This window comes from Bradyrhizobium sp. URHD0069 (assembly GCF_000701345.1).
Lineage (GTDB): Bacteria > Pseudomonadota > Alphaproteobacteria > Rhizobiales > Xanthobacteraceae > Bradyrhizobium.
Map to the genome: position 1 here is coordinate 23,102 of NZ_JNIJ01000045.1, position 21,345 is coordinate 44,446.

General features: G+C 61.8%; 17 protein-coding genes and 1 pseudogene. 14 read left to right on the forward strand and 4 right to left on the reverse strand.

The genetic code is table 11. The features are described 5' to 3' along the window. Positions 1 to 152: 152 nt before the first annotated feature. Positions 153 to 3,896 (reverse strand): vitamin B12-dependent ribonucleotide reductase, encoded by a 3,744-nt coding sequence (locus N554_RS0124470; protein ID WP_029585899.1) that lies wholly within the window; start codon positions 3,894 to 3,896, stop codon positions 153 to 155. 728 nt (positions 3,897 to 4,624) lie between these two features. Here N554_RS0124470 and N554_RS0124475 point away from each other — a divergent pair. Then, positions 4,625 to 5,524: a DMT family transporter gene (locus tag N554_RS0124475; protein WP_029585900.1), complete on the forward strand. Its 900-nt coding sequence runs from the start codon at positions 4,625 to 4,627 to the stop codon at positions 5,522 to 5,524. A gap of 78 nt (positions 5,525 to 5,602) precedes the next feature. Here N554_RS0124475 and N554_RS0124480 read toward each other — a convergent pair whose 3' ends face one another. Then, complete coding sequence (locus tag N554_RS0124480; RefSeq protein WP_029585901.1) at positions 5,603 to 6,328, reverse strand: BA14K family protein; 726 nt, start codon at positions 6,326 to 6,328, stop codon at positions 5,603 to 5,605. A 263-nt stretch (positions 6,329 to 6,591) separates the two neighbouring features. Here N554_RS0124480 and N554_RS0124485 point away from each other — a divergent pair, with 263 nt between their 5' ends. Then, positions 6,592 to 7,002 carry an NADH:ubiquinone oxidoreductase subunit NDUFA12 gene (locus N554_RS0124485; protein ID WP_029585902.1) on the forward strand — a complete coding sequence of 137 codons (411 nt, stop codon included), beginning with the start codon at positions 6,592 to 6,594 and terminating at the stop codon, positions 7,000 to 7,002. Positions 7,003 to 7,032: 30 nt separating this feature from the next. Here N554_RS0124485 and N554_RS0124490 read toward each other — a convergent pair whose 3' ends face one another. After that, positions 7,033 to 9,141, reverse strand: a complete 2,109-nt coding sequence (locus N554_RS0124490) for a coiled-coil domain-containing protein (RefSeq protein WP_029585903.1) — start codon at positions 9,139 to 9,141, stop codon at positions 7,033 to 7,035. A gap of 780 nt (positions 9,142 to 9,921) precedes the next feature. On the opposite strand from N554_RS0124490, the gene N554_RS36370 reads away from it, so the two are divergent. The 10 genes and pseudogenes from N554_RS36370 to N554_RS0124545 all read left to right on the forward strand — a co-directional run bounded on the left by N554_RS36370 (position 9,922) and on the right by N554_RS0124545 (position 18,985). Then, positions 9,922 to 11,211, forward strand: coding sequence for a TAXI family TRAP transporter solute-binding subunit (locus tag N554_RS36370; protein WP_081851393.1), 1,290 nt, complete (start codon positions 9,922 to 9,924; stop codon positions 11,209 to 11,211). Between the two features lie 62 nt (positions 11,212 to 11,273). Next, complete coding sequence (locus tag N554_RS0124505; protein ID WP_156042081.1) at positions 11,274 to 11,753, forward strand: hypothetical protein; 480 nt, start codon at positions 11,274 to 11,276, stop codon at positions 11,751 to 11,753. Between the two features lie 13 nt (positions 11,754 to 11,766). Continuing rightward, complete coding sequence (locus tag N554_RS0124510; RefSeq protein WP_029585907.1) at positions 11,767 to 12,234, forward strand: DUF3617 domain-containing protein; 468 nt, start codon at positions 11,767 to 11,769, stop codon at positions 12,232 to 12,234. A gap of 532 nt (positions 12,235 to 12,766) precedes the next feature. Further along, the gene (locus tag N554_RS0124520; protein WP_051677680.1) at positions 12,767 to 14,245 is read left to right on the forward strand and encodes a sensor histidine kinase; all 1,479 of its coding nucleotides are present in this window, start codon (positions 12,767 to 12,769) and stop codon (positions 14,243 to 14,245) included. Then, complete coding sequence (locus N554_RS0124525) at positions 14,242 to 14,691, forward strand: response regulator (RefSeq protein WP_029585910.1); 450 nt, start codon at positions 14,242 to 14,244, stop codon at positions 14,689 to 14,691. The genes N554_RS0124520 and N554_RS0124525 overlap by 4 nt, the downstream gene beginning before the upstream one ends. Then, positions 14,688 to 15,005, forward strand: a pseudogene (locus N554_RS43135) (response regulator); the annotation flags it as partial. The gene N554_RS0124525 and the pseudogene N554_RS43135, both read left to right, overlap by 4 nt. 30 nt (positions 15,006 to 15,035) lie before the next feature. Beyond that, on the forward strand, positions 15,036 to 16,193 hold the full coding sequence (locus N554_RS0124530; protein WP_156042082.1) for a sensor histidine kinase: 1,158 nt from the start codon (positions 15,036 to 15,038) through the stop codon (positions 16,191 to 16,193). 670 nt (positions 16,194 to 16,863) lie between these two features. Continuing rightward, positions 16,864 to 17,466, forward strand: a complete 603-nt coding sequence (locus tag N554_RS0124535) for a cytochrome P460 family protein (RefSeq protein WP_245283696.1) — start codon at positions 16,864 to 16,866, stop codon at positions 17,464 to 17,466. A 775-nt stretch (positions 17,467 to 18,241) separates the two neighbouring features. Continuing rightward, positions 18,242 to 18,592 (forward strand): hypothetical protein, encoded by a 351-nt coding sequence (locus tag N554_RS42245; RefSeq protein ID WP_051677682.1) that lies wholly within the window; start codon positions 18,242 to 18,244, stop codon positions 18,590 to 18,592. Between the two features lie 3 nt (positions 18,593 to 18,595). After that, positions 18,596 to 18,985 (forward strand): oxidoreductase, encoded by a 390-nt coding sequence (locus tag N554_RS0124545; protein ID WP_029585914.1) that lies wholly within the window; start codon positions 18,596 to 18,598, stop codon positions 18,983 to 18,985. Between the two features lie 21 nt (positions 18,986 to 19,006). Here N554_RS0124545 and N554_RS0124550 read toward each other — a convergent pair whose 3' ends face one another. After that, positions 19,007 to 20,050 carry an AraC family transcriptional regulator gene (locus N554_RS0124550; protein ID WP_051677683.1) on the reverse strand — a complete coding sequence of 348 codons (1,044 nt, stop codon included), beginning with the start codon at positions 20,048 to 20,050 and terminating at the stop codon, positions 19,007 to 19,009. Positions 20,051 to 20,180: 130 nt separating this feature from the next. Here N554_RS0124550 and N554_RS0124555 point away from each other — a divergent pair, with 130 nt between their 5' ends. Both N554_RS0124555 and N554_RS0124560 read left to right on the forward strand, forming a co-directional pair. Next, on the forward strand, positions 20,181 to 20,717 hold the full coding sequence (locus N554_RS0124555; protein ID WP_029585916.1) for a carboxymuconolactone decarboxylase family protein: 537 nt from the start codon (positions 20,181 to 20,183) through the stop codon (positions 20,715 to 20,717). A 42-nt stretch (positions 20,718 to 20,759) separates the two neighbouring features. After that, positions 20,760 to 21,266, forward strand: a complete 507-nt coding sequence (locus N554_RS0124560) for a YkgB family protein (RefSeq protein WP_029585917.1) — start codon at positions 20,760 to 20,762, stop codon at positions 21,264 to 21,266. The last annotated feature ends 79 nt before the right edge of the window (positions 21,267 to 21,345 follow it).

The following is a 21,345-nucleotide window of genomic DNA, read 5'->3' on the forward strand; positions in this document are numbered from 1 at the left end:
AAAATCTCGTTGGTCGAATTAGTTGTGCCGCGTCCTATGGACAACCATTTTACCCTCGGTGTGCATGCTGTCAGCAAAAAAGGCGGCCTCTCTGCCGCCCTCTTTAGTCTTGGATGCCCGGGTCAAGCCCGGGCATGACGATTACCAATAGCTTAGCTGCACCCCGTCGTGCTTCCACACGTATCGCACTTCATGCACGTGCCATTCCGCACCAGCGTGAAATTCCCGCATTCGCCGCACATCTCGCCTTCGTAGCCCTTGGCCTTGGCTTCGGCGCGGCGTTCGGCTTTCGACGGTGCGGCGGCGGCCGCGGCGCCGGCCTTGCTCCACTGCATGGCCTCCAGCTTTTCGGTCGGCGAGAGGTCGTGCTGGGCTTCCTGCTTCAGCGCGACCGAGCCTTCGACGGCGTCGCTGTTGCGGGCGGTTGCGCCGTGCTGGGACATCGAGGTGACGTTGCCGGAGGCGCGGGCGTCGGTCTCGCCGGTGCTGACGCCGCGCATGACGACGAGATTGTCGGTGCGCGAGCGGGTCAGGCCTTTCGACAGATACTTGTTGCTCGGCGCGTCCGGCTGTTTGCCTTCCTCGACGCCCTTGCCCATGGCGTCGAAGTTGGACTCAGAGGGATCGACATGGGCGAGATCGAAGCGGCTCATGTAGCTGACCGCGAGTTCGCGGAACACATAGTCCAGGATCGAGGTCGCGTATTTGATGGAGTCGTTGCCCTGCACGGGCCCTGCGGGCTCGAAGCGGGTGAAGGTGAAGGCGTCGACATATTCCTCCAGCGGCACGCCGTATTGCAGGCCGAGCGACACCGCGATGGCGAAATTGTTGATGAAGGAGCGCAGCGCCGCGCCTTCCTTGTGCATGTCGATGAATATCTCGCCGATCCGGCCGTCGTCATATTCCCCGGTGCGCAGGTAAACCTTGTGCCCGCCGACCACGGCCTTCTGGGTGTAACCCTTGCGGCGGTCCGGCATCTTCTCGCGCTCGCGCATCACGATGATGCGCTCGACCAGTTTTTCGACGATCTTTTCGGAGACCTGCGCGGTACGCGCGGCCATCGGCTTGTCGTAGAAGGTGTCGATCGCGTCGTCTTCCTCCTCGTCGTCGCTGATCAACTGCGAGTTCAGCGGCTGCGACAGCTTCGAGCCGTCGCGGTAGAGCGCGTTGGCCTTCAAGGCGAGCTTCCAGGAGAGCAAATAGGCCTCCTTGCAATCCTCCACCGTGGCGTCGTTCGGCATGTTGATGGTCTTGGAGATCGCACCCGAAATGAACGGCTGCGCCGCCGCCATCATGCGGATGTGGCTTTCCACGGAGAGATAGCGCTTGCCGATCTTGCCGCAGGGATTGGCGCAATCGAACACGCTGTAATGCTCGGCCTTCAGATGCGGCGCGCCTTCCACCGTCATCGCGCCGCAGATGTGCACGTTGGCGGCCTCGATCTCGCGCTTTGAGAATCCGATCGCGGCGAGCAGGTCGAAGTTCGGCGCCGCGATGGTTTCCGGTTCGATCTTCAGGGTATCGCGCAAAAAGTCTTCGCCGAAGGTCCATTTGTTGAAGGCGAATTTGATGTCGAACGCGGTCGGCAGCGCGGCTTCCACTTTTGCGAGAGCTTCATCGGTGAAGCCCTTGGCACTCAAGGTAGAAACGTTGATGGCCGGCGCGTTGGAGAGCGAGCCGTGGCCGACGGCATAGGCCTCAATCTCCGCGATGTCGCTCTCGCGGTAGCCGAGCGCGCGCAGCGCCTCGGGAACCGCGCGGTTGATGATCTTCCAGTAGCCGCCGCCGGCGAGCTTCTTGAATTTCACCAGCGCGAAATCAGGCTCGATGCCGGTGGTGTCGCAATCCATCACCAGACCGATGGTGCCGGTCGGCGCCACTACCGTGGTCTGCGCGTTGCGGTAGCCATGGAGTTCGCCGAGTTCGAGCGCCTTGTCCCAGGCGGCCTTGGCGTGGACGATGATATCCTGCTGCTTGCAGGAGGCATGATCGAGCGGCACCGGACTGACGGCCAGCGCCTCATAGCCTCTGCTTTCGCCATGCGCGGCGCGGCGGTGGTTGCGGATCACCCGCAGCATGTGCGCGGCATTCTTCTTGTAGCCGGGGAAGGGGCCCAACTCCTTGGCCATCTCGGCAGACGTCGCGTAGCTGATGCCGGTCATGATGGCGGAGAGCGCGCCGCACAGCGCGCGGCCTTCCCTGGAGTCGTAGGGCAGGCCCATGGTCATCAACAGACCGCCGATATTGGCGAAGCCGAGCCCCAGCGTGCGGAATTCGTAGGACAGTTCCGCGATCGCTTTCGACGGAAACTGCGCCATCATCACGGAGATTTCGAGCACCACGGTCCAGAGCCGGCACAGATGCTCGTAGGAATCCACGTCAAAGGTTTTCGTCGTGGTGTTGTAGAAGGTGATCAGATTGGCCGAGGCCAGATTGCAGGCGGTGTCGTCCAGGAACATGTATTCCGAGCACGGATTGGACGCGCGGATCTCGCCGGACGCCTTGCAGGTGTGCCAGTCGTTCATGGTGGTGTTGAAGTGCAGGCCGGGATCGGCGGAGGCCCAGGCGGCGTGGCCGATTTTCTCCCAGAGGTCGCGCGCTTTAAGAGTCTTGACGATCTTCTTGTTGGTGCGGCCGATCAGGTTCCAGTCGCCGTCGGTTTCCACCGCGCGCAGAAAATCGTCCTTCAGCGATACCGAATTGTTGGAGTTCTGGCCGGAGACCGTGAGGTAGGCTTCCGAATCCCAGTCGGTGTCAAGAATCGGAAAATCGATCTCCTTGTAGCCTTGCCTGGCGAACTGGATGACGCGCTTGATCATGCCGTCGGTGACCATGGCGCGGCGCGCCAGCTTGATCTCGCGGCGCAACGCCGGGTTCTTCTCGGGATCGAAACAGTCGTCGCCGGAGCCTTCGCAATTGACGCAGGCTTTCAGCACCGCCTTGAGGTGCCGCTGGTTGAGCTTCGAGCCGGTCACGAGAGCGGCGACCTTCTGCTCCTCCTTCACCTTCCAGTCGATATAGGTCTCGATGTCGGGATGGTCGGCATCGACCACCACCATCTTGGCGGCGCGGCGCGTGGTGCCGCCGGACTTGATCGCGCCGGCGGCACGATCGCCGATCTTGAGGAAGCTCATCAGGCCCGAGGAGCGGCCGCCGCCGGAAAGCTTTTCGCCTTCGCCGCGCAGCCGCGAGAAGTTCGATCCCGTGCCGGAGCCGTATTTGAACAGGCGGGCTTCACGCACCCAGAGGTCCATGATGCCGCCCTCGTTGACGAGGTCGTCGGCGATGCCCTGGATGAAGCAGGCGTGCGGCTGCGGATGCTCGTAAGCCGATTTCGATTTTGTAAGTTTGCCGGTCTTCCAGTCCACGTAATAGTGGCCCTGGCCGGGGCCATCGACGCCATAGGCCCAGTGCAGGCCGGTGTTGAACCACTGCGGCGAATTCGGCGCCACCATCTGCTTCGCCAGCATGTAGCGCAGCTCGTCGGAGAACGCGCGCGCGTCTTCTTCCGACGAGAAGTAGCCGCCCTTCCAGCCCCAATAGGTCCAGCAGCCGGCGAGGCGGTCGAACACCTGCTTGGCGGAGAGTTCGCTGACATAGCGCTCGGACTCGGGCAGGGCGGCCAGCGCCTCGGTGTCCGGCACCGAGCGCCACAGCCATGACGGCACGGTCTCTTCCTCGACCTTCTTCAGCCGCGCGGCGACGCCGGCTTTGCGGAAATACTTCTGAGCCAGCACGTCGGAGGCGACCTGCGACCAGAACTCCGGCACCTCGACGTTTTCGAGACGAAATACCACCGAGCCGTCGGGATTGCGGATCTCAGATGTCGTCAATCTGAAATCAATTCCTGCGTAGGGTGACTGGCCTTCAGTGGTGTTGCGTCGTTCGATTCGCATGGTCGTGCCCCGTCCTTCTTGACCGGCTCGCTCTACCGCGGCGCCGGGTGGTTTTCCTTGAGCGAACCCTTGAGTCACAGTCTTGCAACTGCGGCCCGAAACGTTCGCACGCTCAGCCGGTGGACCGGCCTGTTTCTCTCTGCGAAAAATCGATGCGAGCATCGATCTTGTCGCGGCACGATGCCGGTTGATTTCCGGCCCGTGCTTTCAACGCCCCAACTCGTTACTTGAGCCGTTTTTGGCTCGTTTTAGCGCCCGAAGATCCCCAGAATTCAGGGCAGACAAGCCCAACACCTGCTGCCTCGACCGGCGGCCGGAGTGGTTATTATGGAGCCCTTCTGGGAGCGACCGGCGGGACCCAAACACACTCGCGCCGAACAGGACCAAAGCTAGGACAACTCCGTTGCGCCCGTCAAGGACTAGTACGAGTTCCTGAATCAAATACTAAATATGGTGGAAAAGGGAGAAAAACAGGGGGTCCCTCGCGCGCCCTGTCATGCCAAGTATCAGTGAGTCCTCAGGGATTCCCAAGAGAAAAAAATTGTTCGAGCGGGGTGAATTTGCGCTTCGCCCGCTGTTCACAGGGCAAGTATTTTTTGTCCGGGAAGGGTTGCTCTCGCGAGACTCACCTGACGCTGCGGAACTGCGGGCTGGCATGCCCGCCCGCCGATGGTCTCCGGCCCCGATAACCGGCAAGGTGCCACCGATTCTTACCGGTCGTTATCCCCATGGCAGACTCAAAATCGGCGACCGCGCGTGCTCACATCACGCCCGCAGGCCTCATGTTCCTCGCCATCACCTCGGTCGGCTGGGGCTTCAACTGGCCGGTCACCAAATATCTCCTGAGCGAACTGCCGCCGCTGATCATGCGCGGCTCGACCGGCGTGATCGGGGCGAGCCTGCTGGCGCTGCTGGCCATTTTCAGCGGCCAGAGCCTGCGCGTTCCCCGCGAATTGTGGCCGCGGCTGGTGCTGGCCGCCTTCCTCAACGTCACCTGCTGGATGGCCCTGATGGGATTGGCGTTGCTTTGGCTGCCGGCCAGCGAGGCCGCGCTGATCGCCTACACCATGCCGATCTGGGCCTCGATTCTGGCGTGGCCCATTCTCGGCGAGCGGCCGAATCTGTTGCGCGTCATCTCGCTTGTCATGGCGTTCGCGGGTCTGGCGGCGATCATGGGCGGCAATGGATTTGCCGCGAGCGCGGCGAAGATGCCGGGAATCATCATGGCGCTCGGCGGCGCCCTCGGCTTTGCGCTCGGCACCGTGTTGGCGAAGAAGCTGCCGCTCGACTTGCCGCCGCTCTCCGCCGCGGCCTGGCAGATCGGAATCGGCTGCCTGCCGGTGGCGATGGTCGGTCTGCTGGTCGAAAAGGCCGACGTGGCGGCATTATCCAATCTCGGCTGGATCCTGCTCGTCTATGCGACGGTGATCCAGTTCTGCGTCGCCTATGTAAGCTGGTTCGCAGCACTTGCGCGTCTGCCGGCTTCCGTCGCGGCGATCGGCACCATGGCGGTGCCGGTGATCGGCGTCGCCGCGTCCGCGGTGGCGCTGCACGAGCCGCTCGGCGTCGGCCAGATCGCAGCGCTGATCTTTACGCTCGCCGGCGTCGCGCTGGCGACGCGTTCATAAACGACCACGCGTTCATAAACGAGAAGGACGGCGCAGGGGGAATGCGCCGTCCTTCGAGATTGCACCGTGCGATGTTGGTTACGGGCAGGGATGCCGCAAACCGTCATAGCCGAGATACGTTCCCGACGCGGGATCGTAGGATTTGAATTTCTGCGTGCAGTAGGCAACTGTATCGTCGCCGATCGGAGCCGCGACGGCCGCGACGGCGCCATCATCGTAGTAGCCGCCATCGTCGTAATACTGGTCGTCGTAGTAACTCGGCGCGTAATAGTCCGATCCACCATAATAGCCGTAGCCCGGCGAGGCGAGCGCGCCGCCGATCACAGCCCCGGCGACCGCGCCCGGAATAAAGCCGCCGCCACCGCGGTGGTAACGATAGCCGGCGTAGCGACCGCGCCAGCCGTCGCCGTAGCCACCACGCCAGCTTCCGCCGCCGCTATAACGCGTCACCGGAGCGCCCGCGGCGCGACCTATTTGCGGCGTAGCTGCCGCGGCAGCGCCGCCGCCGAATTGCGGAGCCGCTGTGCGGAAACGATTGCTAGCCGCAACTCCGCCGCCACCTAGTTGCGGAGCAGCTACCGCCGCAGCGGCGCCGCCACCCAATTGCGGCGCAGCTGCGCGAAAACCACCCGCCCCAGCGCCGCCGCCACCGCCCATTCGTACGGCCGGAGCGCCACCTCCGCCGCCCGGCGCAGCGACGCCGGCCCTGGCGCGATTGGAACCCTGGGCGAAACTGGTCGAGGCCAGCGTCGGCAAAACCAGGGCCACTGCAGCAGCGGTACTCAAAATCTTCAGACTGATCATTATCGGCTCCATGTGCGGGTCATGATCCAACCCTTTCAGAGGACGGACGTTCCCGAGCCTCGCACCCATTGTGCGCGCGGCGAGACTGCCGGCTTGGAACTGTATGCGGAATGAACGGATTGCGCCGATTTCGCGACAACCAGTCGCCAAAACCCTCGGCTCGCGCGCTTCGCCCGATCGGGGCAAAGCGAGCGGACATTACTGGACAATTCGGCCTGCCAATGGCATCAGAACCGCAAGCGCTCTCGAACCGGCCAGACCTTATGAAACAGTTTCTGCTCAAGTTTTTCACGTGGTGGAACGGCCAGACCTTCGGCACGCAATTGTGGACCTGGCGGTTTGGCGAACCGGTGGGCGAGGACGAGCAGGGTAACCGCTACTTTCGGACCCGCGGCGGCAAGATCGATCCATCGCTCGGTTTCGAGCGGCGCTGGGTGATCTATAACGGCTATGCCGAGGCCACGCGCGTGCCGCCGTCATGGCACGGCTGGCTGCACCACACCGTCGACGTCCCGCCGACGGAAGAGAGCTACACGCCGCACGCGTGGGAAAAGCCGCACGTCCCCAACATGACGGGAACGCCGGCGGCCTACCGGCCGTCCGGCTCGACGCTGGCAAGCGGCCGCCGCCCCAAGGCCACCGGCGACTACCAGCCGTGGACGCCCGGGAAATGAGCGTCGAATGACAACGAGATCCTGCAGGGCTCACTGATCCAACGCGTCCAAGCGATCCTTCGCCTTCTGAATTCCGCGGGCATGAGCCTTCGCATAGAGTTCGCGCGCCTTCGTCGCATCGCCGCGCGTTCCGTATGTCCCCGATGTGGAGAGAATGGCGGGATCATAGGTCTCCGCAAGCGTGAAGCTTGCTAGGGCGCTACCCGTCTCGGCAGCGCGCTCAAGCACGAGCCGCGCCGCGCTGATATTTCCCTGATCGAGCAGTGCGCTGGCGCGCGCCATCAACTTGGCCAGATCCGGACCTTGCGACGCCGGCTGCTTCGGAGCGGGTTCCTCCACAGCTTGCGTCACATCGGCGACCTGGCTATTCGCAGCGTGCTTAAGCGTCGCGCGCGTATCGATCGCGGGCTGCGCCGATTCAGGCGCCATTGCCAGTTTTTGCGACAGCGCATCGGCCCCGTCGCGCTCCTGCTGCGGTCCCACCGTCGTCTTCTCCGCAGTCTGCTTGACCTGCGCCGCATCGTCGCGCGCCTTGTTCAGCAGCGCTACGTTTGCCTCGATTTCGCGGCGCGCCATCGCGAGTTCGCTCGCCAGCGCGGCACCGCGCGCGCTTTCCTCGTCGAGCGCTTGACGATGTTGCGCCGCGCTTGCGGTTAGCTCTTGTCGCGCGGCGGTGGCATTCTGGCGCTCCTGTTCGAGCAATTGTGCGGAATTCGCGGCCGCCGCCTCGGCCGCGTCGCGCTCTTGCTGCAGAGATTGTCGCAGTTCCGCCATTGCGCTCTCCGTCGCCTGCTCGAGCTGCTTTGTTTCGTCGCTCGCCTTGCGCAACAGCGCCGCCTGCGTCTCAATCTCGCGCTGCGCCTCCGCGAGTTCGCTCCACAGTGCGGCACGGCGCGCGCGTTCCTCCTCGAGCGCTTGACGATGTTGCGCCGTGGTCGCGGTCAGCTCTTGTCGTGCGGCGGTGGCATTCGGGCGCTCCTGTCCAAGCAATTGCGCGGAGTTCGCGGCCTCCGCCTCGGCCCCGTCGCGCTCTTGCTGCAGTCCCACCGTCGTCTTCTCCGCAGTCTGCTTGAACTGCGCCGCATCGTCGCGCGCCTTGTTCAGCAGCGCTACGTTTGCCTCGATTTCGCGGCGCGCCATCGCGAGTTCGCTCGCCAGCGCGGCACCGCGCGCGCGTTCCTCGTCGAGCACTTGACGATGTTGCGCCGGGCTCGCCGTCAGTTCTTGTCGCGCGGCGGTCAACTCCTGCGTGAGGGCGACCGTTTTTTCGCGCTCCTGTCCGAGCAATTGCGCGGAGTTCGCGGCCGCCGCCTCGGCGCCGTCGCGCTCCTGCTGCAGCCCCACCGTCGTCTTCTCCGCAGTCTGCTTGAACTGCGCCGCATCGTCGCGCGCCTTGTTCAGCAGCGCTACGTTTGCCTCGATTTCGCGGCGCGCCATCGCGAGTTCGCTCGCCAGCGCGGCACCGCGAGCGCGTTCCTCGTCGAGCGCTTGACGATCTTGCGCCGGGTTCGCCGTCAGTTCTTGTCGCGCGGCGATCAACTCCTGCGTGAGGGCGACCGTTTTTTCGCGCTCCTGTCCGAGCAATTGCGCGGTGTTCGCGGCCTCCGTCCGCAGCTGCAGATTGAGCCCATCGATAACGCGCCGAGCCTCGGCCAGCTCATTCGCCAAAATCTGAGCGCGCTGCTCCTTCTCCAAAGATTGTCGCGCTTCCGGCGCGGACGCGGCTTGCTTCACCTCCGCAGGTTCCTGCGCCCGCGCTCTGGCCTGATCGGCCTCTGCGTACTGCTGAAGCGCCAATAAGTCGGTCTTCCACTGGATCTCTTGCTCGAAATACAGGCCGATGAGCGCCGCCACGATGACAGTCGCCGTGATCGAGGAAGCCGCAAATCGCCGCCGCGCACGCGGCGAGGACGGCCCGACCTGAGAGGCGTTGCTCGATCCTTCGTCCTCTTGCAGGAGATATTTATCGCTCGGCATTGGATGCCAATGTGTCGGCGCGATCTTGCTCGGGTCGCCGTTTTCTCCGACCCATTCACCCGTTTCAGCCGACCCATGAGCGACGTCATAGGTCTCACTTGCGTCATGCTCGAGAATGACGACTTTCCCACCTCTCGGTGCGGTTTCGATCGCGTGGCGCATGTACGAGACCGGTCTTATGGCGGGCCCGCCAGATGGCCCACACCTTGATTGTGAATCGGTGTGGCGTTTGCCCCCCAATCAGCGTCCAACAATGTTGAACGCCGATTGACACTCTATCCGTTTGACACCCTAACCGGCGGCTTGGCCTATCGAATACTACTCCTTTGGAGGTATTGGCCCACTCTTACGTGGCATGGCCGGTGAACGTACCTTGTTGATGCGCATCGTTCCCCGCGCTGAAGCTCTCTCAGAGGCCGCCGCCGTCAGTTGGCTTGAGGCGACGACGATGTGGGGTTTGGAGGGAGAGCGGACTCCCTCATTCCCGCCATCCAAGCCCAACGAGTTCTTGCCTAGCCAACGCCCTTCCGTCTCTCTCTCTCTCTCTCTCTCTCTCTCTCTCTCCCGGATGCAGGCCGACTGATTGGACGAGCGGAGTAATTCCTCAAGCGGGGGGAATGAGCGGAACGCGACTCATGGTCCAACATACCCCGCTGGAAGTGTGCGGGCTTGCGTTCCTGCTGGCAGAGACCTACGATTCACGTGTGCTCTCGTTGTGGAACCCGCATGCTATTCCCGGCGACTGTGAAAAGGCGCGAGCTCTACGCGCGTGCAGGAATCACACAGGCGCGAGCGCGGATCGAGGCAACGAAATAGGCGCCACGAACATCGGCGAAGGCGCGATCTGCGGGCCGGATTGATCGAGGGCAGGCCGGCCTACAGAAGAGTGCCATGTGCGGCAGAGTCCCACATGCGGCGCGACTGGGCTAGGCGGAGCCTACGATGAACATCGGATTGAGAGGCAACTTCATTGCCATCGCCGAGGATCGTGAGACAGTTTGCAGACCACATGGCAAGCTTGTGCCTATGCGATTGGCGACGGTTGTTTGCTTGCTAATGGCCTGCATGTTTCATCAGGTTGCGCCATCGATCGCGCGAACGAATGGGCCTGAAGCTGCACCACAGATGCAGCCCTATCCAATTCAGTCCTATCCAATGCAGTCCTATCCAATGCAGTCCATGCCTCGACTGGCACAAGCCAAGCGCTCCCCTAACACAAATACGGTTGGGATCGTGACGGGCCGCCCAAGCGGGACTGATTTCGCAATCGCTCAAGATATCTCGACGGTTCTCGCGACCGGACAGGAGACCGGTCCGAGAGGTGAGGTGGCATTGCGGATTGTGCCGATGGTCGGCAAGGGCGGCATTCAGAACGTTCGTGATGTGCTGACCCTATCGGGCGCCGATATGGGCATTACGCCCATGATTTTGCTCGACCGCCTGCGCGCCAGCAAGGAGTTGGGTGATATCTCGAAGAGCTTGGTCTACATCGCCCCGCTCTTCCATGAAGAACTCCACATCCTTGCTCGTCCAGAGATACGCACCGTTTCCGACCTCGCTGGAAGACGCGTCAACCTTGGTGAGGAGGATAGCGGTATGGAAATCCTGGCGCGGGACATCCTCAGTCGACTGGGCGTGAAAGCGAGAGAAGTTAATGTTGATCAGAATGCAGCTGCGGAAGGCATGCGGAACGGCGACATCGCGGCCACCGTGTTCATCACGGGAAAACCCGCCCGCTGGCTCGAACGATACGGGCGCGAGGACGGCTTCCATCTCCTTCCGGTGCCACACGCATCATCCTTGGAAGAGGACTATCTGCCGGCGACTTTCATCCACCAGGATTACCCGAACCTGATCGCTACTGACGAGAGCATCGCCACGCTTGCGGTTGGTTCGGTCCTCATTGCTCACAACTCGCCTCGGACAAGCGAGCGCTACCAACGCTTGGAGACGTTCGTTAACGCGTTCTTTTCGCGTATTTCGGAGTTCGAGAGTCCGGCGCGGCACCCGAAATGGAAACAGATCAATGTTGCGGCGGTGTGGCCCGGGTGGAACCGCTTCGCTCCCGCGGAACGCTGGCTGAAGCAGCGCCGATTGACGGCACCCGCTGCCGACTCGCGGGCGGAGTTTGAGCGGTACCTGGATCAGTCGGGGAAGGTTCCTTCCGCCAGCGAGCGCGAACGCTTGTTTCAGGATTTCCTCCGCTGGCGAGAGGGGATCAGAGACCGCTGATCGATCGCACATCCGATCGCACATCCGTTGGAGGACGGACCCGGAGCAACAAGGGAAGGCTCATGACAATGATGGCGCGTGCATGTTCCATCGGCTTTCTGGCCATCCTCGCCATGCCTCTTGCGGCGAACGCGCAGACAGCACGCAAAACGGAAACGCTCACGCGCAGTCCGCCGAAACGAGTGGCGGTGCACATAAGCGACAGAAGGAAGAGCGAGCGCATAGGATATAAGAAGGTGAGCTCGCTGGTGAATTTTCCGCCCTTCTTCCCCGGCATCGGCGCGCTTTACGTTCAGCCCAACACGCTCCCGAACGGACCATACCGTGCTTTCGACCGCAGGGGCAGACTGAGCAGCACCATCTACATGATCCCCATCGAGGACCTTGAGAACCGCACGAAGTTCGATGTTGCGGGCCTCGCTGGAAAGGGCGACCACGCAACCTTCTACTTCAATTCCGGTCACCCTGGACTCGACAAGCCCCATTATCACATCCACATTTGGCACGTGAGCAAGAAGGGGGAAGAGAGGGTTGCGAAATAGCGAGTAGTGGATCATGGCGCGGTTTCGAACATCGATATTCGTTGCGCTGGTCGCGATGCTCGCACAGCCTGTTTATTCAGTACGCGCGGACCAATTGACGCCTCGCAGCGGCATGTATGAGATCACGGTCCGGCTAGAGCTCCCGCATGTCGAGCGCTGGGCCGTTGACCAAACGGCGACAATTTGCCTACCCACTAAAAACAGCGGCGGAATACCCGTTCCCGTGCTGAGTGCGAACAACCCGTTTGCGAAATGCGCTGCGACCAATCTCACGACGAATGGCGCGACCCTCGAATACGATATCGTCTGTCCGGGGCGCGGGGACGCCAAAGCGCATGCGATCTACACGCTCGCGGCAGATACATTCGCTGGCCGCGTCGCGATGGTCATGGGTGCAAAAAACATGACGATGACCGAACTGCAGCACGGCCGCCGCCGTGGAGACTGCGGTCCGCTGGAATCCGAAGCCCTCGACGAATAGCGCGGACCTTGCGCGGCCCCGATTTTGTGAGGACACGGCCTTGCCGGAAGGACCGGTAAGGGGCCTTCACACGAATGCCATCATCGAACCACAAAATTGCGGTGGGAGTGCCTCGGTCGAGGCCGCGGCGACTACAGCGTTCGCGCGGGCAGACCAACCGGGCTGACCGGCCCTGACCGAGAGGCGTAGCTATCCGCCCGCGAGCGACATCCCGCGACGATATCGGCGCCGCCCGCAATGGCGATCGCAGCTTATGGCGGCGATAGAGCGGCCGCCGGATCAAGGGATCCTCGGATGGATCTGTCGGCCAACGCTTTCGATGTATTCAACGAGGACGCTAAGGTGGTCCTTTGCCGGGACCGCGACGGAATGCGCAGGAGTCGGGCATGGTCACGTTGGCAGTTGCGCTCGTTCCCCGCCGAACAACCGCAACAGAAAAGCGGTACAATGAACGACCTCGCGAAAGGACCGCACGTGCCGCAGTGAAGCGAAGCTTGGCCACTGGGACCTAACCCCGGAAGGGATCCAGCTGATGCAGCAATCTCGCCTACAAGGAAAAGCTGCTTCGATAGTACTTCCGATCGCGACCGCCGTGATCGCGATTGCTGTCTTCATTGCTGACACGGTGACGGACCTCGAGGTGCCATTCGCGGTCATGTACGTCGTGGTCATCCTGCTGGCGGCTCGCTTCTGCCGCGCGCGGGCCCTCATGCTGGTCGCAACCGGGTGCGTGGGCTTGACGGTGGTGAGCGACATACTCACGCCGGGCATCTCCGCAGCCGAAGGGTTTGCCAGTACGCTGTTCAGTCTTGCAACAATCCTGTTGACGACCCTTCTCGCCTTGCAGGCCCAAAAAGCCGCGGCGGCATTGCAGGAGCAGGCGAACCTCCTTGATCAGGCGCATGACTCGATTTTCGTTCGCAATTTGAACGACGTCATCACCTACTGGAATCGGGGGGCGCAGGAGCAATACGGATGGAGCGCGGAGCAAGCGATCGGGAAGAGCTCGCATGAATTACTAAGGACCGTTTTCCCAGCGCCGCTGGACGAGCTTCGCGCGGAATTGCTGCGAACAGGTCGCTGGGAGGGTGAGCTGCACCACACAAGGTCCGACGGGACCGAGGTGATTGCCGCCAGTCGATGGTCGCTACATCTGGACGACCGAGAGCAGCCCGTTGCCATCCTGGAGACAAACAACGACATCACCGAGCGCATACACCGCGAAAACGAAATTAGACGGCTCAACCAGGAACTTGAAATCAATAGGCTAAACCAGGCACTTGGGGAGCGGGCTGCGGAAATCGAAGCAACCAACAAAGAGTTGGAGTCGTTTGCCTATTCGGTCTCGCACGACCTGCGCGCGCCACTTCGCCATGTGGTCGGGTTCTCGGAGTTGCTACAAAGACAGGCATCTTCTGTGCTCGATGACAAGAGCCGTGGCTACATACAAACGATTGTCGACTCAGCAAAAAGAATGGGCAACCTGATCGACGATCTGTTGGCGTTTTCCAGGATCGGGCGGGCTGAGACCAAGAAGACGCCGGTGAACCTGGAGCAACTCGTCACGGAGGTGGTCGCAGAGCTCGGGCAGGAGACGAAGGGGCGGGACATCGTGTGGAAAATCAATACCCTTCCGGTCTGCTATGGCGACCGGTCGATGCTGAGGCTGGTTGTGGTCAATCTCGTTTCCAACGCGGTCAAATTCACACGCATGCGAAAGCCGGCGACAATCGAGATTGGCTGCGTGGGCGGAAGCAAAAGTGAAGTAGAGTTCTTCGTGAAGGACAATGGCGCAGGCTTCGACATGCGGTATGTCAATAAGCTGTTCGGTGTGTTTCAGCGTCTGCACAATTTGGAAGAGTTCGAAGGCACTGGAATAGGACTGGCTAGCGTTCAGCGCATCATTCACCGCCATGGCGGGGAGGTCCGGGCCGAGGGAGTGGTCGATCAAGGCGCGACCTTCTATTTCTCACTCCCGATACGAAAAGATGCAGCAGGGAGCACGCTATGAGCCAACTGGGACGCATCTTGCTCGTCGAGGACGACCCGAGCGATGTAGAACTCACGCTGACGGCGCTGGGGGAATATAAACTTGCCAACGAGGTCGTCGTCACACGCGACGGACAACAGGCGCTGGATTATCTCCATTGTGAAGGAGAATTTAACAATCGCCCCAACGAAAATCCTGCGGTCATGCTGCTCGATCTAAAACTTCCGAAGATCGATGGCCTGGAGGTCTTGCAGCACATCAGGTCCGACGAGCGTCTTAAGTTGATACCCGTGGTCGTGCTGACATCGTCCCACGAGGAAAAAGACAAGCTGCGGAGCTACACGCTCGGAGTGAACGCGTATGTCGTGAAGCCGGTCGATTTTCATGAGTTCGTCAATGCAGTCAAGGAGCTCGGCGTCTTCTGGGCGGTCATCAACCAGCCACCGCCGGGCAGCGTGAAGAAGTGAAATCTCCTCTCCGTATTTTGTTGCTGGAGGACGACGCACATGATGCGGAGCTCGTTCGCGAGCTCCTTGAAGCCGACCATTTGGCCTGTGAGGTAGTCCGAGCTCAGACTCGCGCCGAGTTCCTCGGCGCTCTCGAGAGCGGTGGAATCGACCTAATTCTCGCGGATTACCAGCTCCCTTCGTTCGACGGTCTTTCTGCATTGAAGCTTGCGCTGAGTGAACGCCCTGATGTGCCTTTCATCTTTGTTTCCGGCACGCTCGGCGAGGAAGTAGCGATCGAAGCGCTCAAAATTGGAGCGACCGACTATGTTCTGAAGACCCGGTTATCGAGGCTCGTGCCCTCCGTGCAGCGCGCGCTGCGCGAGGCTCGGGACCGAGCCGAACGCAAGAACGCCGAGGAGGCCCTGCGCCGGAGCGAGATGTATTTGGCGGAGGCGCAGCGGGTGAGCCGCACCGGGAGCTTCGGCTGGAACTTTTCCAGCGGGGAAATCTACTGGTCCGAAGAGACCTATCGGATATTCGAATGCGAGCCGACGATAAAGCCGACCGTTCAGCTGGTGATCGATCGGGCGCACCCGGACGATCGGATGCATCTGCGGCAAATCATCGACCGCGCCGCGACCGAGCGGAGAGAATTTGCAGCCGAGCATCGCCTGATGATGGACAACGGCTCTGTCAAGCATGTTCGAATCGTGGCTCATCCTTCCACCGAGGGCGATCCGGAGGGCGTCGTCTTCGTGGGGGCGGTGATAGACATCACCGAGCGCAAGCGCGCTGAAGAAGAGCGCGAAAGACTGCTCGAACTCGAGGCGGATCTTGCGCGCATGAACCGCGTGAGCATGATGGGAGAACTGGCAGCCTCACTGGCTCACGAAATCAAGCAGCCGATGGCTGCCGCCGCCATCAACGCCGACGCCTGCACGCGATGGCTCCGTTCCGAGCCACCCGGCGTGGCAGAAGCACGCGAGGCTGCCGCGGCAGTGGCCGCGGCTGTGATGCGCGCCGCCGCGATCATCGATCGCGTTAGCTCACTCTACAGGCGAGGTGCGCCGGAACGGGAGTTGGTCGACGTCAACGAGATCATTCGAGGTCTGACCGTTCTGCTGGGCGATAGGGCCAATCGGAGCTCGATTTCGATCCGCGCCGAGCTTACCCCGGGGCTTCCTCGGACGACAGCAGATCGCGTACAGCTGCAGCAGGTTTTGATGAACCTCATGCTCAACGGCATCGAGGCGATGCAAGACACGGGCGGTGAACTGACTGTTGCATCGAAGAGGAGCGAGGATGGTCAATTACTGATTTCGGTGAGCGACTTGGGCCACGGGATCTCCATCGATGAAGCCAAGCGGATTTTCGAGGCATTCTTCACCACCAAACCGAAAGGCACCGGCATGGGCCTGTCGATCTGCCGTCGAATCATCTCGTCGCATGGCGGCTCTATATGGGCGAGCCCCAACACGGGACGGGGCGCGACTTTTCAGTTCACCCTGCCGCCGACGTGACGGCGTCCGTGCCTTGGGCGGTTTGACGCCGCGCCTTGTGCGCTTTGCACAGTAGCGGCTGGGCGGATGAGGGATTTCAGAAATTTTACCAAGTTTCGTCGCGGTCAAGCCGCGCTTCTGTCTGATGATTTGCTGCGACGTGGCGGTATCGGGATCTGTGCTTTGAAAGCATCCACTTCCGTTCCTGGCAGGCACCTTTGAGACATGCCGACGGACGCTGAAATGGTCCGCTTCTCGAGGTCAGCCTGCAAATCCCTGAAATTCGGAGCTTGAATCTTTTCGAACGCACTTTTTCTGAAGTTGCGATGCGTGCGACTTTGGCGTGGCCGCCGCGGTGACGGTGTCGTGGTTATCGCTAGTCGTTTCCACCGCTATTGCCTCGGTCAGAGATTGAGAGCACGCGGCTCATGGACTCGCATTTCCTTCCTACCTCGCGGGATGATTATGACTGACCTCCGGCCGGCTGCGGAACTATTCGGCCTGCGCCGACGCAGGTCGCACCGTAAAAAAGAGTCCAATTGATAAGCATCCATGTGGAACAGGCAGAGGGCCAAGCAGTAGAGTCCCGACAAGAGCGTCGGCGCCGATACCGCCCGATCCGGGGTAAGAAAAGGAAAAAGTGGTGAAGGGACTTGGCGCGGTTCTACGCTCCCCAGCGACGGAAGGGAGAATGGCGATGCGCGTAAGATTCATGAGGACAGCCAACGTCGCAGGTATTGCCATAGGGGGATTATCGGCAATGCTCGCCATCGCCGCGCATGGACAGATGGACACGGCTCGGTCGAGCAACGGGCAGAAAGCGGAGGCCGTCGAAGACGCGGCCGGTAATTTGCGTGTACCCGACGCCTATCGCACCACCTATCAGTCATTGGGAAGCTGGGCGGTAAGTGCTGACCAGGGGAGCGGCTCGAAGGAACTCCATCTCGTCTATGCGTCGCCGGGGACTATCGCTGCCTATAGCAGGGACGGCCATTTTCCTGACGGCACAGTGCTTGTGAAAGAGGTGTACGAGGCTGCCACCGAACCAATGACGACAGGCACGGTTAGCCATGCCGACACCTTGAAAGGCTGGTTCGTCATGGTGAAAGACAGTAGTGGCCGCCATGCCGGGAATAAGTTGTGGGGCGACGGCTGGGGCTGGTCGTGGTTCGATGCTGCCAACCCGTCAAAGACTACGTCTACAGATTACAACGTTGATTGTCTGCCATGCCATCAGCCGGCGCGAGCTTCCGATTGGATTTATGTCCAAGGATACCCCGCGTTGAAGCGATGACTATTACGCCTGCCAGGATTTCGAAGCAGGGGTAGTGGGAGCGCCTCCTCGCCGCGCGCACAGGCGATCCAAATAACAGATTCACGGCAGTAGTAGAGGAGTTCAAAGCTCCCCGACCGCATCGCATCGACGCAGGTTTGCAAGCAATCGGGGGAGCCAACTGCGGCGAGTTGGAGTTAGCGCCGGCTTCTGCCGTTGTGGGGCGCCGGTGGCAAGCGGGCTGCCTGCCCAGCAAGAATGAGATTTGGAGCGCGAGTGTCGCGTATCTGGCGCAGCACGCCGCGCAATTTGGCACGGTGACCAGTCCCTCGCCACCGATATTGCAAAGGTTCGCCAGCGCCGCCTACGGCGTGACGGCCGATCAGGTGATTGGCAGCACACTCAAGCTTCATTATCAAGAGCACAACGGCCGGGGCGAATTGGTACAAGCTTGTCAACAAGAGTGGCGCCGGCGGCCCTGGCCTTTCCGGTCAGGTTCTGGCTCCAGGCGATCACCTTCATGCCGAAGGCGAGACCGCGGTCCTGTCGAAGCTATCAGCCTCAGGTTCGGTAACTCGGCCTACACCGGCGCTTCGGACGGGCGTCGCGACCGGGTGCGCGGACAGATGGCCAATTCTCGCGCGGATGACCTGGAAGACCGACGGACATTGCGGGCCACTGATGAGACGAACGGGCATATCTTCGATCCCGGACGGCATTCAACGCTTTGGGTCGATGAGTAGGGTGACACGCAACGGAGTTGCTCATCCGGAGCCTCCTGCCAAGGAGTGTCGCCATGTCCCGCATCTCGATCCTGAAGCGCTCAATCCGCACGGCCGCTGCAGCTCTCGTCTTCGTCGGCCTGCTTTCGCCGGCAAATGCGAACTACCAGCACGGTTCTGTCAGCATCTTCCCTGATCTGCCGATTAGCATGACTACAGATCATACCGACGCCAAAACGGCGGTTGCAAGAAGAAGCCGGTCCATAGTGCTGACCTCGCGCCTGCCCTGGCTTGCTCCGGTCGGCCATCGCCAACCGCGCCAAGCCGACGTCCCCCAATCGGAGGCCGTGTCGGCATGGGAGCGCCAGCAGCAGCAGCTCGACCAGGAGCTGGACCGCAGGCTGATTATCTGTCGCGGGTGCTGACCGGTGCATACGCCCGCAACCTTCGGCTACGTGGCGACCCAGCTCGATCGCTTGGGCATCGTTTACCTCCACGTCGTTGAGCCGCGCATCAAGGGCACTGAGGAGATCTCGCATGGGCAGGCGCCGATCGCAGCCCAGCATCTGCGGCCGAAGTTCTCGCAGACCTTGATCGCGGCAGGCGGCTTCGCACCGGATTCGGCGGAGGCCATCGTCGCGGCCGGGACGCCGACCTCGTCGCATTCGGGCCGTCAATTCATCTCCAATCCGGATTTGCCCGAGCGTATCCGTCGGGGCCTGCCGCTCAATCGCTACGACCGCGCCACCTTCCACGGCGGTAACGCGCGGCTAGGCTATACGGATTACCCGCCCGCCAAGGCGACAGCGGCGGCCTGACCGGTCTCTCGCCTTGATCTTCTAGGCCAGCGAGGACGCATCGCCGCCTCTCGCTGGCCCAGGCTCGTCAATCGTATCCCTTTCGGCAGGCTTCGCTTCGGCAAGTGCTGCAGGCCTTGCGAAGACGTCCCAGCCGGACGGCTCCTGCATCTTGCGCCACTGCGCCGGAGTAACGCCCATGTGGCTCTTGAAAGCGCGCTGGAACGCCGCTTCGGATTGATAGCCCACTGCCTCCGCCACAGCGGCGGTGGAAAGGGTCGATTTCGTCAGTTCATTCGCTGCGAGCGTCATTCGAATGTCGGTCAGGAGATCGGCGGCCGATCGTCCTAGCTTCTCTTGGAATTGGCGGGCGAGCGTGGCTCGCGACATGTTGGACAGACGTGCAAGCTCCGGCAGCGACCATGCTCGCGCAGGCTCATTGAACATTGCGGCCACCGCCGGCGCCAGGCGCGTGTGGCCGGCCAAGGCGAGGAGCCCCCGTGGCGCGTCGTCCATCTCGCTGGCGAGCCGCAGCACAAGCGTGAACATCGCGGTCGACAGCGCGTTCAGCATCGCGCGTCCGCCCAGGTGATCGTCCGCGGACTCGCTCCGCATCAGGGAGACGAGGCCTGTGAGCAGCGCGGCCGTTTCGCTCTGTTCGGCGTGAGTGCCGGCATGCACGACCAGGCGCGGCGGCAGATAGCTGCGCAGCAGGCGATCGTGCGGCGGAGTGACGGCGAAGTGTCCGCACAACAGATCGAGCCGTTCGTCCGAGCCGAGATTTTCGCTGATCGTGAAGTTGAGGGACGCGCGGTTGCGTGACGGCAGCGGCGCGGCCCCGCTGCCGTCGTGCATGACGTGACGGGCATTGCCGGGGAGCAGCAGGATGTCACCGGGCTTCAGCTGCAGCGGTCGACCGCCCGCCGGATCCTCCAGCGTCGCGGAGCCGGCGAGCACGGCGTGGTACGGGATTTCGTTGGCCTCGCCGGGCCCCTGATCGATGCGCCATGGGGCGCCGTAGTTGCAGCGCAGGTTGAGCCGCCCGCGCACCGGCATCATTTCGAATAGCCGGCTAAGCCAATCCATGGCGACCTCCTGAAAGCATCGAACATGAGACGGTGGAGCATATAATCAAGATTGGGCGACATTCAAAGTCTCAAGACGCGGTCATACCTTCACTTTGCAATTTCACCAACTCCAACCAAAGAGTGCCGCCATGTCTCGTCTTTCAGTCCCGAACCTGGAATCTGACACCGGCCCGTCTGGCCAGATCTATGGCCAGATCAAGAAGGCGATCGGCAGCGTGCCGAACACCTTCGCGACCATTGCCGCCCACGGCCCTGCCGCCCTCAAGTCGGTCCTCGCCGCTGACGCCGTGCTCGCTGCAGGCAGCCTGACCAAGCGCGATCAGGAGGTCATCAAGCTCGTCATTAGCGCTGCCGCCGGCTGCGACTACTGCGTCGCCGCCCACAATCATCTCGCCAAGCTTGCCGGCGTGAAGCCGGAGGTACTCAAGCAGATTCGCGAGGGCCAGCTCACCGGTGACGCCAAGCGCGATGCACTGGTCGGGTTCGTCCGCAAGCTTGCGCAGTCCAGCGGCACCGTCAGCGACGATGATTACGCCGCCATTAAATCGGCCGGCTACAGCGACGCTCAGCTGGTGGAGATCAGCCTGGCATTCGCCACGACGGCCTTCACCAACGTGTTCAACCGCATCTACGACACCGAGATCGACTTCCCTGCAGTCGCGTGAAGCGACTGTGCCCCATCGCACCATTGAATGAAAGGATCACGCATGACCACAATTACCAACACCACGCAAAACCCGCTCGTCCGCGCGCTGCACAGGTCCGGCCTGCTCACGGAGGATCTCGACTATCATGTCGTCCGGGCCTCCATGGTGATCATGTTCTTCTTCTTCGGTTACCAGAAGTGGTTTCCGTACGAGTTCGAAAGGCTTGTCCCGTTTATCAGCAACGGCCCGCTGATCTGGTGGCTGTATCCGGTGTTCGGCCACGCGGGCGCCAGCTACTTCCTGGGCGTCTCGGAGTGGACCATCGGCAGCCTGCTGCTCGCGGGCTTCTGGGACAATCGGCTCGGCGTTCTTGGCGCCCTCGGCTCGACCGGCACCTTCATCGCGACGGTCACGATCATTCCGTTCATGCCTGAGGGCTGGGACGTCGCCGCGGGAGGCTTCCCTGCGATGACGGGCAACGTTCCCTTCCTGATGAAGGACATCGTTCTGCTCGCCGTCTCGCTCTACCTTCTGAGGCAGGGCGTGGTTCGCCTGACGCGGCAATAAGGTGGCACTCTGCTGATGGCGATGCGTCGCCGGCGAGCTTACCGCTTGCCGGCGATTGCGCGTTCCTATGGCAGCGGTG